Consider the following 13,753-nt stretch of genomic DNA (forward strand, 5'->3'; position numbering starts at 1 on the left):
TTTTTTTAAGTCCGAAAACTCCCCGCTATGCGGGGAGTTCCAAAAAGGCGAAGCCTTTAAATAAGTTAAAAAAGGGGTTCCTTTGTGAGATAACCAGTTGTCTCGACTCGAAATCTATACACAAAGGAACCCAACAATGAATGACCAGAGTTTAAACCATACCCGTTGGAACTGCAAGTATCACATCGTTTTCGCACCGAAATTCCGGCGTAAGCTGATATACGGCAGGTATCGCAGGACGATAGGAGAAATTTTGAGAAAACTGTGTGAATACAAAGGAATAGAGATAGTGGAAGCAAATGCGTGTGTGGACCATATCCATATGTGCGTGAAGATTCCACCCAAGTATAGCGTGGCGCAGATAATGGGATACTTGAAAGGGAAGAGTTCCCTGATGATATTCGAGAGTTTTCCACATCTGCGCTACAAGTTCGGCAATCGGCATTTCTGGTGCACCGGTTATTTTGTCAGCACGGTGGGAGTGAATGAAGCGAGCATCATCAAACATGTGCGTGAGCAGGAAGAACGAGATAAAATAACTGATCAGTACAGCCTGGTAGAACGGCCCGTCAACTCGTTTACGAGCAGCAGGAAATAACCCTTCGGCAAGAGTCGAGACAGAGCCCTCTTAAGAGGGCAGCCGAGTAACAGACCCTTATAGGGTCAAATCAAACCGCCCCTTGAAGGGGCGGTCCTGACTTACCGGGCTGCGTTTTCCCAGCCCATGCGCTTCAATGCTTCCACAGCCTCTCCGCGAAGCGTCAGTTGCCACATTTCTCCTTTTTTCTTGGAAAAGTCGATGAAGGCCCAGAGATGATATGTACGTCCCCCGGAGGTGATGAACCGGTGCTGCCAGCCCATTTCTTCAACCAGGCTTTTGGCAAAAAGCCCGTAGTGTAGGTTTGCGGCATGGAAACTTTTGTAGCCTACTGCCTGGGCCAGCTGCGTTGTGGTGGCAGTATAGCCGGGCATGGAGAAATGTGCTTCCAGAAGTTTTCTCCGCGGCCCGAACATGGTGGAGCAGGTACGAAACATGGTTTCCGCTTCTTCGGTACTGAGATCATCTCTATGGAAAAAATTTGGCATGTCGGCTCCAGACAGGTTGAATGATCTGTGGCGCGTTTCAAAACCACACGGAACATATGGGAGAGAAAAGGATAGTTCGGACTTGTTGTTCAGCGCAAGTATCTGGGCGTGCCGTGTTTTTACCCGGAAGGTATTTTCTTTATGGTCGGCAGCATGTCCTGCGCCATGCAAGGCGTGGGCGTACTTTACCCGGCAGGATTCTTTCTTGCTCAAGTCAGCCTGAGACGGGCAAAAATACTCTTCCGGGGAGTCTGTCGGAGCGGTACGTCTTTTAGGGGGGTGGTGCTGACCTGAACATGCAGGTGCGGCAAGGGTGGAGAGGTAGGAGGCCTTTTCAGAGGCAGACGAAGCTGAGGGGAAGTGATGATAGGGGATTGGGTAAACGCCGACCGGCAGGGGAACCGGTCGGCGTTTGTGTTGCAGGGCATGCCCTGCCTTCAGGAAGGGATGTTATGGAAAAGAAGCCGACTCCAGGCGAGACCGCCTGTGAGAATGTTTTCTTTTTGTGCGGCGTTTTTCCTACTGAGCAAGCATGGCCCGTATACTTTTTACCAGGAAGGCCGTATCCGTGCCAATGGCGACGCCCTGATAGCCCTGCTGGAAGCTGGCGCGGGCCTCATCCATGGTGTTGACATAGAGGAAGGCAAGCTTTTTGTTGTCCCGGCAGGCCCTGAGTACGCGGCTGAGGGCGTCACGGAATTCCTGAGTCTGGAATTTTGCCGGCATTCCCAGCGCGACGGAAAGGTCGTAGGGGCCTACGAATATCCCGTCTATGCCTTCCAGGGCGGCTATTTCCTCGATATGTTCCAGGGAGCCTCTGGTTTCACACTGCGGCATAAGCAGCGTATGGCTGTTGGTGCTGCTGAAATACTCCTGCACGTTGCCGAGGCCGGAGGCAAAGCCGAAGGCGGCGCTGCGGGAAAAGGCGAATCCCCGGTTTCCTGTGGGGAAGAATTTTGCGTATTCCACCAGGCTGCGGGCTTCTTCCACCGTGTGCACATTGGGTACGATAATGCCTTTGGCCCCGAGATCCAGAGCATGCAGCACGGCGGCGCGGGAAGAGTCGCGCACACGGACAAAGGGTTCGGCCTGATGCAGCGCTATGGCCCGGATCATCTCTCCCGTGCTTTCATCGGAAAAGGGCCCGTGTTCCGTATCGATGATGACATAGTCCAGCCCGGAAAGGCTCAGACACTCCGCCACGGCTGCGCCGCCCAGGTGGCAGAAGGTGCCTACCACGCCCTGCCCGGCGCTGAGTTTATCGGAGAACATGCTCATTTTGCGACACCTCTTTTTTCCAGGGTTTCACGCATGAGGGAAATGGCCAGTTTGAGGTTTTCCATGGAGTTGGCATAGGAAACGCGGACGAAGTCGGTTCCCATGGAGCCGAACACATGGCCGGGAGTAAGGGATACTCCGGCCTCGTCGATCATAACACGGCAGAATTCGTCTGCCGTCATGCCGGTTCCGGCAATATTCACGAAGATGTAGAAGGCGCCGTCGGGCATGCGGCAAGTGCAGCCGGGCAGGGTGTTGATGGCTTCCACCATGTAGTTCCTGCGTGCTTCATATTCTTTGACCATGGCACGGGAAGGCGCGTCGTCTTCCGTAAGGGCGGCCAGACCGGCGTACTGGATGAAGGTGTTGGGACAGGAAAGGTTATAGAAGTTCAGGCGCATGATGGGATCGGTGAGGGAGCGGTCGCAGAGCAGGTAGCCGAGCCTCCAGCCCGTCATGGCGAAGTATTTGGAGAAGCCGTGCAGAACGACGAGGCGTTCTCTGAGAGAAGGCAGGGAAGCCGCGCTGCAGTACTTTTTCCCGCCGTATACCATGTCGGCGTAGACTTCGTCGGATATGACCAGAAGGTTATGCTTCCGCGCCAGCTCGGCCACAATGCGCAGCGAAGCTTCATCCAGCATGGAACCGCAGGGGTTGGAAGGGGAGTTGAGCAGAATGGCCTTGGTTTTGGGCGTGATGAGCGCTTCCATGCTCTCCGCCTTGAGCTGGAACCCGTCTTCTTCCTTCAGAGGATAGGAAACGGCTTTCGATCCGGTGATGTTCGGCAGCGTAAAGTAGCAGAGGTAGCCGGGGTCGGGAACGAGAATTTCATCCCCGGGATTCAGATAGGCGTTCATGGTCAGGAAGATGCCCTGTTCCACACCGGAGGTGATGATGACTTCCTCCGGAGCATAGTCGCAGCCGTAGAGCGCATTGTAATGTTTTGCCACGGCGGCACGGAGTTCGGGAATGCCCGTTACGGGGCCGTAGTGCACCTTGCCGGCGTCCAGAGCGTCTTTGCAGGCCTGTACGATATGCTTTGGCGTGTCCACGTCGGGTTCGCCGATTTCCAGATGGACAATGCGTTTGCCCGCAGCTTCCAGTTTGCCCGCATAGGCAATGACTTCGCGGATCTTGGAGAGCGGGGCGTTGACCATTCTTTCGGCCTGGGAAAGGGGAGATGTGTTGGACATGGCAGTTATCCTTCTCATGGGTTAAGGAAGAAGTTCTTTCCAAAGGGTGCGGCCTGTCGAGGGGCCGGAGTACGGTCCTTCAGGCGCGTCGACGGCGAGGGGTTGAAAAGCCGCACAGCACGGCGCCTACAATCAGCGCGCAGGCCAGAACAACCCGCAGGGTAATGTTTTCTCCGCCGAACAGGGCCCCCAGCAGCACTGCGATCACCGGGTCTATGTAGGCAAAGGAAACAGCAATCACGGTTCGGGTATTGGCCAGCAGCCAGTAGTAGCAGACGTACCCGAAAACGCTTGTAAACAGTGTAAGAAAGATCATGCTGCCCCAGGCTTCCGGAGTAACGGCATTCCACAGAACGCGTTCTCCCATGGCCCAGCTGGCTACAAGGGACTGCACGCCGCCGAAAATCATGACCAGCGCCAGGCCTCCGTACAGGGAAAGCCCCGAGGAGCGGATGAAATACCTGGAATACAGCGAGCCCAGCACAAAGCCGAGCACGCCGGCCAGAAGCAGAAGGGAACCGGAGAGCGATGTTTCGCTGCTTTCCCCTGCATCTCCACCCAGCGTGAGTATGGCCATACCGGCCGTAGCGCCGAGAATGCCCGCCGCCTGTTTCGGCGAGGGGCGGGCGTCCCCCAGAATCAGCCAGCTTCCCAGTACCATGAACAGAGGCGTAGTCCCGTAGATCATGGCGGCAACGCCGGAAGGCACGCTCTGCTGGCCTATGGCCTGGCATACGCCGTTCAGAAACATGATGAAGAAGGCTATATTCCAGTAGTGGAAAACTTCCATGAAGCCGGAGACTTTGCCGTGCCGTGTAAACGGCAGAAAAAGCAGTATGATTGCGCCGGCAATGCAAAGCCTTATTCCCCCCTGAAAGATCGGGGGAAAGCTGGTCAGGACCAGTTTGATTCCCAGAAAGCTCCCCCCCCAGGAGAGATAGAGCAGGGCCAGGCAGAGGCATACCTGAAGTGAGGATACGGAAGTTCTCTGCATATATTCTCCGACATTCCTGATGCCGAAGCACTCAGCGTTTCGTGGGGAGGGTTGCCCCTCCCCACCATCTGTCCCTCATGCTGTCTGCATTTGCGAACCGATGCTTTTGACGCACGTCCTGCCGCAATTACAGGCCGAGCAGGCGCGCGGCGTTGTCATACAGATTGACCTTGAGGGCATCGGGATCGAAGGGCTGGCTGCACCAGCCCTTGTAGCACTGGGCAAAGCCGCGCAGAGGATAGGCGCTGGCGTACAGGGTGCGGTACTTCAGGAAGGTATTGGCGGCCTTGACGTAGTCCTGCGCATAGGGCCAGCCGGGAATGTACAGGTAGCAGTCGGGCATGAGGTACACGTTGGGGCAGCGCATGGCCACAGCAAGCATGCTCTGCACCTGCGGCCAGCCGCCGTGGGATACGCAGATCTTCATGTCGGGGTATTTCTTTGCCACATGCTGTATGGTGATGGGATCGGAATAGGTCAGATCCGGCCCGTAGCAGAAGCTCAGGGAGATAAGCGTAATCCCGCCGAGTTCATTCACCTTTTCATAGACGGGATCAATAATGGGGTCGTCGGGCTTCAGGGCGGGATCGCACCAGCCCACTTCCAGACTGATGCCGCGGAACCCCCAGTCTTTAATGCAGCGGGTCACTTCATCCACGGCGGAGGGGCTGTTGGGATCGATGCCGGCAAAACCGAAGAAACGATTGGGATCCTTCTGAATGAATTCGTAGATATCGGCATTGTCCACAAAGCCGTTGGGGCCGCAGTTGCGGCCGATGATGCCGGCCTTGTCGATGCCGTTCATTTCCATTTCCTGGAAGAACAGATCCATATCGCCTTTGTCGGCAGAAGGAATGGGATCCTTGCCGGTTTCATACGGGTCGATATAGGCGGGGTCATGGGAACCCTGATGGCCGCCGAACATGCCGCCGGTGGTGAAGAAACTTTTAAAAGGAGGGCGGATACGGAAATCGAAAAGCATGGCTGACTCCTTGAGATGAGCGGTTATAGTGTGAGAGCTGCATGGAAGCCGCCGTGAACGGCATCCATGATTTTTGCGGTCTTGAGGCAGTCGCCCACGGAAATGCAGGGACAATCCAGCGTTGCGGACAGGGCGGAGGCGAGTTCCGAATCCGGGCGGCAGCCGACGGCTATGACAAGGGTATGGAAACCGCTCAGCACCTCTTCCCGCCCTGAACTCAGACGTACGGTGACGGAATGATCGGATCCGACGGAGAGAATTTCATTGCCGGCCCGGCATTCCACCTGCATGGAGGCCAGGCGGCGCATCAGAAGCACGCGTGCGCACCATTCCATGTCTTTGGCAAGCTGAGGCTGCATTTCTACAATGGTGACGGACTTTCCCTGAGCGGCAAGAAATTCCGCAGTTTCACAGCCGATGAGCCCGCCGCCGAGCACAAGCACCTTTTGCCCGCAGGGAGCGCCGCGCAACACGTCCTGCGCAAGTACGGCATCGGTTGCCGCCGCACAGAAGCGCGGCCGGATGGGCAGGCTGCCGGCAGCTGCGATGACGGCGTCGGGGTGCAGAGCGCGGACCTTGTCCACCGTAGCTTCTTCTGCAAAGCGGAAGTGCACGCCCGCCCGCACGGCCTTCCCGTACAGATAGCGGGCAATACGGAGCAGGTCTTCCTTATGGGGCGGAACGGCGGCCAGATTGATCTGCCCCCCGGCCTTGTCGGAGCGTTCCAGCAAGGTGACGCCGTGCCCGCGTTCTGCGGCGGTGGCTGCGGCCATAAGCCCTGCCGGGCCCGCGCCTATGACGACCACGCGGCGGGAAGATGCAGCCTTCGGTACGCGGGGCATGGAGGCTTCATTGCCGGACAGAGGGTTCAGAGCGCAGGTGATGGGGATCATTTTGTCGGCATTACCCACACATCCCTGGCCGCAGGCTACGCAAGGGCAGATTTCTTCTTCCCTGCCGGAGGCGAATTTTTCCACCAGGTGCGAGTCCGCGATAAGCGCGCGGCCCATTATGGCGAAGTCGGCAATACCTTCCGCCACCACATGTTCGGCGGTTTCAACATCGGAAATACGGCCGGTAAGTATGACGCGGAGCCTGTCCCCCAGTTCTTTTTTGACGGCAAGGCTGGTTGCGGCATTCCAGGCCTTCGGCATACAGGTGGGGGGCGTCATGAGCTCAAAGCAGTATTGCATGCCTGCGGTAATATCAATGGCATTCAGACCGGCATCGGCAAGTGTGCGGCACAGCGCGAGCGTTGTTTCCAGGTCTATACCGTTGCCGTCGGGCACGTCTTCCACGGAGGTGTGCCGGTACAGGATGGGGTAATCTTCCCCCACAGCAGCGCGTACGGAGCGCACGACTTCGGCGGGGAAACGCAGGCGTTTTTCCAGGGAGCCGCCGTAGCCGTCGGTGCGGCGGTTGGTGAAGGCCGAAACGGACTGCTCCAGAAGGTAGCCGCTGGCCCCGTGGATTTCTACGGCGTCGAAGCCCGCTTCCTTGGCACGCACGGCGGCCTTTGCCCAGGCGTCTGCCAGCCTGGCGAGTTCTTCTTCATCAAGAACCAGTGCGTTGTCCGGGTCGAACACGCCGGGGATCACGCTGAATATCCGGCGCGGCATGTGGGAAAATTCGGGATGGGCACGCCCTCCGCCGTGCTGAAGCTGTATGGCGATGCGGGCGCCGTGGGCATGAACGCGCCTGGTGAGCAGACGCAGGCCGGGAATGAAGCGGTCGTCGCTGATATCCAGCCCGTGAAGAAAAGTTTTGCCTGAAGGATCAATGGAGGTTGCTTCTACAATGATGAGTCCCACGCCGCCCTTGGCCCGTTCTTCATAGTACGAGAGCAGGCGTTCCGTGACATAACCGCCGTCCACGGCCATGTCTGTGACCATGCCGGGGAGAACATAGCGATTGCGGATGGAAAGCGTATGGATATTCAGGGGGGTGAGTGAAACAGGGGTATGCATTTCGGAATCCTTCCCTGAAGAGTGTTCTGGAAAAGAATCAGAGTCGCTTGCCTCCGGGCGGGCAGAGAAGCGCGGCATATTTCATTCTTTCCGGGGGATTCCGCCGGATACCGGGTACCCGGCGGAATCGGATGTTCAGTCTATGCCCAACAGGCGGGCGGCGTTGCCGTAGAGCGACAGTTCAAGCGCTTCAGGATCCCACGGACGCTTCTTCCAGCCTTCGATGGTCTGCTTCAGGCTGCGTTCGGGGTAGGTGCTGCCGAAGATGGTGCGGTACTTCAGGAAGGAGTTGGCCGCTTCAATGTAAGTATCAGCAAAGGGCATGCAGTCGATGTACACATAGCAGTCGGGCACCAGATAGACATTGGGGCAGCGCATGGCTACGGCGAGCATACGTTCCACATGCGGCCAGCAGGCGTGGGCCACCACAATTTTCATATCAGGATAGCGAGTGGCGACATGCTGGACGATGATGGGATCGGAATAGCTGAGGTCGGGGCCGAGGGCAGCGCTGACGCTCATGACGAGAATGCCGCCGAGTTCGTGGCACTTATCGTACACGGGAGTGAAAACGGGGTCGTCGCCCTTAAGCGGGGGATTGAGCCAGCCCGGATCCACGCTGATGCCCTTGAAGCCCAGCTTGGAAATGCAGCGCTCCACTTCTTCCACGGCGTCGGGGTCGCAGGGGTCGATACCGGCGAAGGGAATGAATCTCCCCGGATATTTCTGGGTGAGTTCATACAGGTCGTCGTTGCTCACCACACCGAAGTCGTCGGCATGGCGGCCCATGAGGACGGCCTTCACAATGCCGTTGTCGTCCATTTCCTTGACAAAGGCGTCCATGTCATGAGCATCGGCAGTCACGTTCGGTTCACGGCCGAGTTCAAAGGCGCCCCATTCCGCAGGATCGGCAGGAAGCGGACGCCACGGTTTGTAGAGGCTCAGATTAAGATAGCTCTTGTACGGAGGACGGGCACGAAAATCAATAATCATGGTATAGCTCCTTATGACATTGGGGGGCATTTTCATGCCCCCTTTTTTGCCTTTGTGTGCTGCTTACTTGATCAGACCGACTTCCTTGTAGTACTTGGCGGCGCCGGGATGCAGAGGAGCACCGGTATCAAGGCCGGCCTTTTCAGCGGTGCAGTTGCTCCACGCGGCGTTGCCCTTGCGGATATCGTCGAGGTTGGTAATGAAAGCCTTGGTGATCCTGTAGGCGAGGTCTTCGTCCATGTCGGCGCGGACCAGGAGTTCGTTGCAGGTGGCCACCGTCTTGATTTCCTTGCCGACATGTCCCTTGAAGAGGTGGGCGGGAATGGTGCCGGGAGTCAGGCCGTACTTCTTGCTCACGGTTTCGATGACTTTTTCATCAAGAGGCAGCCACACGAGGTCGACGGACTGAACGAGTTCGGTGAAGAACCAGGATTCGCCGGGGCCGACCCACACGATAGCGTCGAGCTGGCCGTCCTTCATCATGTTCACAACGTCGTCGAAGTTGTTGTTGTACAGCTTGCTGCCCCAGTCCTTGAGTTCCTTGTAGGAAGTTCCGTAGGCTTCGAGTACCCAGCCGAAGTAGGTATGTTCGGAGCTGCCGACGGCGCCGTGAGACAGACGTATCTTTTTCTTTTCCTTGATGAACTGCTCAATGGAGGTGATGCCGGACTTCTTGGTGACCACGAAGTGCAGGGGGGCGGTGTCGTTCAGATTGGCAAAGGCGGCCACATTGGTGTAGGCCTTCTTGAACGGATCACGGCCTTCAATGGCGGCCATGTTCGAGGGGCGCATGCCGATGGCGATATCGGCCTTGTGCTGCTGCAGCATGGCCACGTTGGACATGGAGCTGCCCGGCAGCATGGTCACTTCGTATTCGGGATTCGCGTCAGTAAAAGCTTTGGCCACAAGGCCCATGCCCAGATACCAGCCTCCGGAGACGGGGCCGGAAACTGCGGTGAGTTTCTTCTCTGCGGCGTTGCCGGGGTAGGGGAGCATGGTGATCGCAAGGGCCACAAGTGCTGCGGAGAGAAGTTTGCGCATGGAGTTCCTCCTGCTGTTAGGGTGAATGGCGCTGCGTTAGGCCGCAGCGGGAGTTACGTTTCTGGACCGGAACTTCTGGAAGAAGAAAACGAGAGCCAGAGAACCGAGACCGGCAAGATCGGTGAGCGTTCCGGGGTAGAACAGCATCAGACCGCTCATGATGAGAAGAATACGTTCCCACAGCTGGCAACGGCAGACCAGCCAGTTCTGCATGCCCGCGGCAAGGCTGAGGGCGCCGATGACGGCGGAAGCGAAGGCCAGACCTATTTCCGTCCAGGTACCTTCCATGAGCAGGGCGGGCTCAAACACGAACATGACGGGAACAATGAAGGCGGCTATGCCCAGTTTCATGGAGGTGACGCCCGTCTCCATGGCGTTTGCCTCTGCTATTGCCGCCCCTGCGTATGCTGCTAGACACACTGGTGGTGTTATGACGGACAGGATGGCATAGAAGTATACGAACATGTGGGCGGCCACGGCGGGAATGCCGACCTTCATGAGTGCGGGAGCACCGAGGGTGGCCACGATGATGTAGGCGGGAGCTGTGGGGAGGCCCATGCCGAGCACGATGCAGGTGAGCATGAGGAGGAAGAGCAGGAGCAGGAGATTGCCGTCAGCGAATTCCGTGATGACGAGGATGAACTTGTAGCCGACGCCCGTGAGGCTCACGATACCGATGATGATACCGGCGCAGGCACAGCTTGCGGAGACCATCAGGGAGTTCTTGGCGGAAAGTTCAAGGGCATACAGGAAGCGCTTCAGGGTGAAGCGGGTTTCTTCCCTGAAGAGACTGAGCAGGATGATGCATACCGTACCGTAGAAGGCGCAGGCCGTGACGCTCCGCCCCATCAGAAGAATCGTGATGAGGAACACCAGCGGGAACATGTAGTACAGTCTGCGAATAACTTCGGAGGCTTTGGGAATGAGATCGGGCGGGATGGCGCCCATGTTCTTGCGTACAGCCTCAAAGTGAATACAGAGATACAGGGTGAGGTAGTAGAGGACGGAGGGAATGAGTGCAGCTTGAGCGATGGTGAGGTAGCTTACGCCCACAACATCGGCCATGATGAAGGCCGCTGCGCCCATGATGGGAGGCATCATCTGGCCGCCGGTGGAGGCCACGGCTTCCACGGCGCCGGCAAAATGAGGCTCATAGCCTACTTTTTTCATGAGGGGAATGGTGAAAGTGCCCGTGCCGTACACGTTGGAAGCTGCGGAACCGTTGATGGTGCCGAACAGGGCGGAAGCAAAAATGGCCACTTTGGCAGGGCCGCCTTTAGCTTTTTTCGTAAGCAGGCAGGAGAGGGACATGAACACCGAGCTCATGTTGGAACATTCGAGAAATGCCCCGAACATGACGAAGGCGAATATCATGCCGGCGGCCGCGCCGAGGGGTACGCCGTAGATACCGTCGGTGAGCAGGAAGAGCTGTTCAATGAGGCGTTCGTATTCGATGCCGTTATGGGCGAGTCCGCCGGGCATATGTTCGCCCCAGATGCCGTAGGCAAGAAACGCCAGGGAGATGATGACGAGAGAAAGGCCGGAGGTCCGGCGGGTGATTTCAAGGGTGACGATGATGAGACCGGTACCGTAGAAGATATCGAGAGAGGTCACATCATCAATGTATTTTATGCGTTCGGCCAGGGCTTCAGCCTGCTGGAAGACATAGATGTTGATGGCGACCGCCAGGGCGATCAACAGCAGATCCATCAGAAGGAACAGAGGATTTTCTTTCTCCCCTGGTTTTACCTTGACGGGCGGGATCAGCATGAAGGTAAGCACGGCGATGAGGCTGAGATGCGTGCCGCGCAGGATGTGCGTGTCGGTGACGCCGAAACCGCCGGTGAAGTATATTTGGAAAATGGAAAGGATGATGGCAACGACAGTCACCACCGGTTTCAGGGTTGATCGATCAAAAGCCAGAGACATGAGTAACCTCCTTGCACAGGGATTTCAGCATGCGGGGAACATACTGAAGAGCAGAGGCCGGGGGCTTGGGCCTTGCTCGGGGACAGTCTTTCTTCCTGTGGAAATCGGACTGCCGATCGTTGTTCGTCCTGACAGACGTTTGTATCTGCTTTCAGCGGCGAACCTGTTTCGGAGGTATCGCGGGGGACGATACCTCCGTTTGTTTTTCAGTGCATTAGAATTGATAGGCGAGACGGAAACCGTCCCATACGCCGTTGATGATCTTGCCCACCTTTTTGCAGTCGCCCACGCGCACAAAGTCGATCTCGGCTTCCGCCAGACTGCGGCACAACTCCGTATCGGGTCTGTACCCCAGGGCCAGTACAATGGTATCGAAGCCCTTCAGCGTTTTTTCCAGATAAGGCGTGCGGATATTCACGCTGCCGTCCGTGCCGAGGGAAAGAACTTCCGTTTCCGTGAGGCAGGAGACGTTGAGTTCCGCAAGCCTGGGCATGAGCATCTGGCGCGTTTTATATTCCATGTCGAGGGCGATGCCGTCGCGCAGCTCCACGATAGTCACTTTCCTGCCCTTGTCTGCAAGAAATTCCGCCGTTTCACTTCCCACAAGGCCTCCGCCTACCACGAGGCAGGTATGCCCGGCTTCCTTTTTCCCTTCCAGAATGTCCTGGGCGAGTACATAATCTGCCCCCTTGCAGAAGGCGGGAAGAATGGGCTGTCCGCCTGTAGCCACCACGACATGGTCGGCCTGCAGAGCCTTTATGTCTTCCGCCGTGGCGCGGGTCTGAAGGCGTACCTCCACACCGGCCTTGGGGAGCATGACGGCAAAGTAGTTGCCGAGAGCAGCAAAAACGCCTTTTCCGGGAGGAAGGGCCGCAGCGTTGGCAAGGCCGCCGAGACGCGAGGAAGCCTCAAACAGCACAACTTTGTGCCCACGCTGTGCGGCTGTGAGCGCTACTTCACAGCCGGCAGGACCTCCACCTAACACTACGATTTTTTTCGATTTCTGAGCTGGAGTCAAGGGGTAGTCACCTTCATAGCCCGTGCGGGGGTTCACGGCGCAGGATATCGGGCGACATTCGTTGAGCATTCCGGTGCAGCCTTCGTTGCAACCGATGCAGGGAAGAATTTCATTGTCGCGGCCTTCCGCCAGCTTGACGGGCAGATAGGGATCGGCCAGCAGGGCGCGACCCATGGCCACAATGTCGGCCTTTCCGGAAGAAACTATGCCTTCAGCGGTCTTGCGGTTGTATATTCTGCCTACCACAGCCACGGGAATACGGGACTCTATGGCTTGCTTGATGGTCGCTGCGCGGTCGGCATTCCATCCTTCCGGCACGCTGGCCGGAGGAATAATGTATTCCACTGTTTCGCCGATACCGATAGACAGGTTCAGCATGTCCACGCCGTGATCCGTCATGGCCTTGCAGATGGCGACGGCCTGTTCCATATCTATGCCGCCTGGCATGAATTCCATCATGCTGAAGCGGAAAAGCACGGGATAGTCTTTCCCCACCTGGCTGCGTACTGCGGCCAGCACTTCCAGCGGGAAGCGCAGACGATTTTCCAAGCTTCCGCCATAGGCGTCTTCCCGGTGATTGGTAAGAGGTGAGAGGAACTGATTGATGAGGTAGCCGTGGGCGCCGTGCAGTTCAACGGCATCAAAGCCTGCCTCCACAGCTCTGCGGGCCGCCTGGGCATAGGCTTCCACTAACCCTTCTATCTCCGCAATGTCCATAACCCGGGCATTTTCCGAAGGAGCCAGGCCGGGAAGCATGGACACCAGCATGCGGGGAGTACCGGAAGTGGGGGGATTGCCGAATCGGCCGCCGTGCTGCAGCTGGACAGCTATTTTTCCGTCATGTTTGTGCACGGCTGAGGTCAGCTGGGAAAGCCCCTTGATCATGAAGTCGTCGGAAATCCCCAGGCCGAGATCGAAACTGTTTCCGCTGCGGGTGATATAGGTGGCTTCAACAATATTCATGCCTACGCCGCCCTTGGCGCGTTCGGCGTGATAGCGGATGAGCTTGTCCGTCACTTCACCGTTGACGGCGGCGTGGTAGGAAGCCATGGCCGGCATGATGATACGGTTTTTCAAGGTCAAGCTGTTGATGCGGATGGGGGTGAACAAGACGGAATTATTCATTATTTTTTCTCCGTAACAGTCTTTCCGGCGGAGCTGTTTCCGCGTATGGAGCTTTCCCCGACGGCATGTTTTCGGGCAGTTACAGCGTGTCGAAAAAGGGGAAAAAGCCTTTACCAAACACCCTGATATTAATCGTCTAAAAAATTG

Annotated in this window: 11 protein-coding genes; 1 reads left to right on the plus strand and 10 read right to left on the minus strand. The window is 57.1% G+C overall.

Annotated features, from left to right (window positions below; genetic code table 11):
• Nucleotides 1-136: 136 nt before the first annotated feature.
• Nucleotides 137-598 carry an IS200/IS605 family transposase gene (tnpA, locus tag K8W16_RS03375; protein WP_304121155.1) on the plus strand — a complete coding sequence of 154 codons (462 nt, stop codon included), beginning with the start codon at nt 137-139 and terminating at the stop codon, nt 596-598.
• A gap of 101 nt (nt 599-699) precedes the next feature.
• On the opposite strand, the gene K8W16_RS03380 is transcribed toward tnpA, so the two are convergent.
• The 10 genes from K8W16_RS03380 to K8W16_RS03425 all read right to left on the minus strand — a co-directional run bounded on the left by K8W16_RS03380 (nt 700) and on the right by K8W16_RS03425 (nt 13,606).
• The gene (locus K8W16_RS03380; protein ID WP_304121156.1) at nt 700-1,086 is read right to left on the minus strand and encodes a hypothetical protein; all 387 of its coding nucleotides are present in this window, start codon (nt 1,084-1,086) and stop codon (nt 700-702) included.
• 519 nt (nt 1,087-1,605) lie between these two features.
• The gene (locus K8W16_RS03385; RefSeq protein ID WP_304121157.1) at nt 1,606-2,364 is read right to left on the minus strand and encodes an HpcH/HpaI aldolase/citrate lyase family protein; all 759 of its coding nucleotides are present in this window, start codon (nt 2,362-2,364) and stop codon (nt 1,606-1,608) included.
• Nucleotides 2,361-3,557, minus strand: a complete 1,197-nt coding sequence (locus tag K8W16_RS03390; protein ID WP_304121158.1) for a pyridoxal phosphate-dependent aminotransferase — start codon at nt 3,555-3,557, stop codon at nt 2,361-2,363. The genes K8W16_RS03385 and K8W16_RS03390 overlap by 4 nt, the downstream gene beginning before the upstream one ends.
• A gap of 79 nt (nt 3,558-3,636) precedes the next feature.
• Complete coding sequence (locus K8W16_RS03395; protein WP_304121161.1) at nt 3,637-4,551, minus strand: EamA family transporter; 915 nt, start codon at nt 4,549-4,551, stop codon at nt 3,637-3,639.
• 127 nt (nt 4,552-4,678) lie between these two features.
• Entirely contained in the window at nt 4,679-5,533 is an 855-nt protein-coding gene (locus tag K8W16_RS03400; protein ID WP_304121163.1) for an amidohydrolase family protein, read from the minus strand.
• A 23-nt stretch (nt 5,534-5,556) separates the two neighbouring features.
• Nucleotides 5,557-7,500 (minus strand): FAD-dependent oxidoreductase, encoded by a 1,944-nt coding sequence (locus K8W16_RS03405; protein WP_304121165.1) that lies wholly within the window; start codon nt 7,498-7,500, stop codon nt 5,557-5,559.
• 135 nt (nt 7,501-7,635) lie between these two features.
• Complete coding sequence (locus tag K8W16_RS03410) at nt 7,636-8,493, minus strand: amidohydrolase family protein (RefSeq protein ID WP_304121167.1); 858 nt, start codon at nt 8,491-8,493, stop codon at nt 7,636-7,638.
• Nucleotides 8,494-8,556: 63 nt separating this feature from the next.
• Nucleotides 8,557-9,534 carry a TAXI family TRAP transporter solute-binding subunit gene (locus tag K8W16_RS03415; RefSeq protein ID WP_304121169.1) on the minus strand — a complete coding sequence of 326 codons (978 nt, stop codon included), beginning with the start codon at nt 9,532-9,534 and terminating at the stop codon, nt 8,557-8,559.
• 36 nt (nt 9,535-9,570) lie between these two features.
• On the minus strand, nt 9,571-11,463 hold the full coding sequence (locus K8W16_RS03420) for a TRAP transporter permease (protein ID WP_304121170.1): 1,893 nt from the start codon (nt 11,461-11,463) through the stop codon (nt 9,571-9,573).
• A gap of 214 nt (nt 11,464-11,677) precedes the next feature.
• Nucleotides 11,678-13,606 (minus strand): FAD-dependent oxidoreductase, encoded by a 1,929-nt coding sequence (locus tag K8W16_RS03425; RefSeq protein WP_304121172.1) that lies wholly within the window; start codon nt 13,604-13,606, stop codon nt 11,678-11,680.
• Between the last annotated feature and the right edge of the window lie 147 nt (nt 13,607-13,753).

This window comes from Mailhella massiliensis (assembly GCF_020741395.1).
In the GTDB taxonomy this organism is placed as follows: Bacteria; Desulfobacterota; Desulfovibrionia; order Desulfovibrionales; family Desulfovibrionaceae; genus Mailhella; species Mailhella massiliensis_A.

Bases quoted from the DNA above. Each gene is read 5' to 3' on its own strand.
- K8W16_RS03400 (WP_304121163.1), bottom strand. From the start codon at position 5,533: ATGCTTTTCGATTTCCGTATCCGCCCTCCTTTTAAAAGTTTCTTCACC.
- K8W16_RS03415 (WP_304121169.1), bottom strand. From the start codon at position 9,534: ATGCGCAAACTTCTCTCCGCAGCACTTGTGGCCCTTGCGATCACCATG.
- K8W16_RS03425 (WP_304121172.1), bottom strand. From the start codon at position 13,606: ATGAATAATTCCGTCTTGTTCACCCCCATCCGCATCAACAGCTTGACC.
- K8W16_RS03385 (WP_304121157.1), bottom strand. From the start codon at position 2,364: ATGAGCATGTTCTCCGATAAACTCAGCGCCGGGCAGGGCGTGGTAGGC.
- tnpA (WP_304121155.1), top strand. From the start codon at position 137: ATGAATGACCAGAGTTTAAACCATACCCGTTGGAACTGCAAGTATCAC.
- K8W16_RS03380 (WP_304121156.1), bottom strand. From the start codon at position 1,086: ATGCCAAATTTTTTCCATAGAGATGATCTCAGTACCGAAGAAGCGGAA.
- K8W16_RS03395 (WP_304121161.1), bottom strand. From the start codon at position 4,551: ATGCAGAGAACTTCCGTATCCTCACTTCAGGTATGCCTCTGCCTGGCC.
- K8W16_RS03410 (WP_304121167.1), bottom strand. From the start codon at position 8,493: ATGATTATTGATTTTCGTGCCCGTCCTCCGTACAAGAGCTATCTTAAT.
- K8W16_RS03420 (WP_304121170.1), bottom strand. From the start codon at position 11,463: ATGTCTCTGGCTTTTGATCGATCAACCCTGAAACCGGTGGTGACTGTC.
- K8W16_RS03390 (WP_304121158.1), bottom strand. From the start codon at position 3,557: ATGTCCAACACATCTCCCCTTTCCCAGGCCGAAAGAATGGTCAACGCC.
- K8W16_RS03405 (WP_304121165.1), bottom strand. From the start codon at position 7,500: ATGCATACCCCTGTTTCACTCACCCCCCTGAATATCCATACGCTTTCC.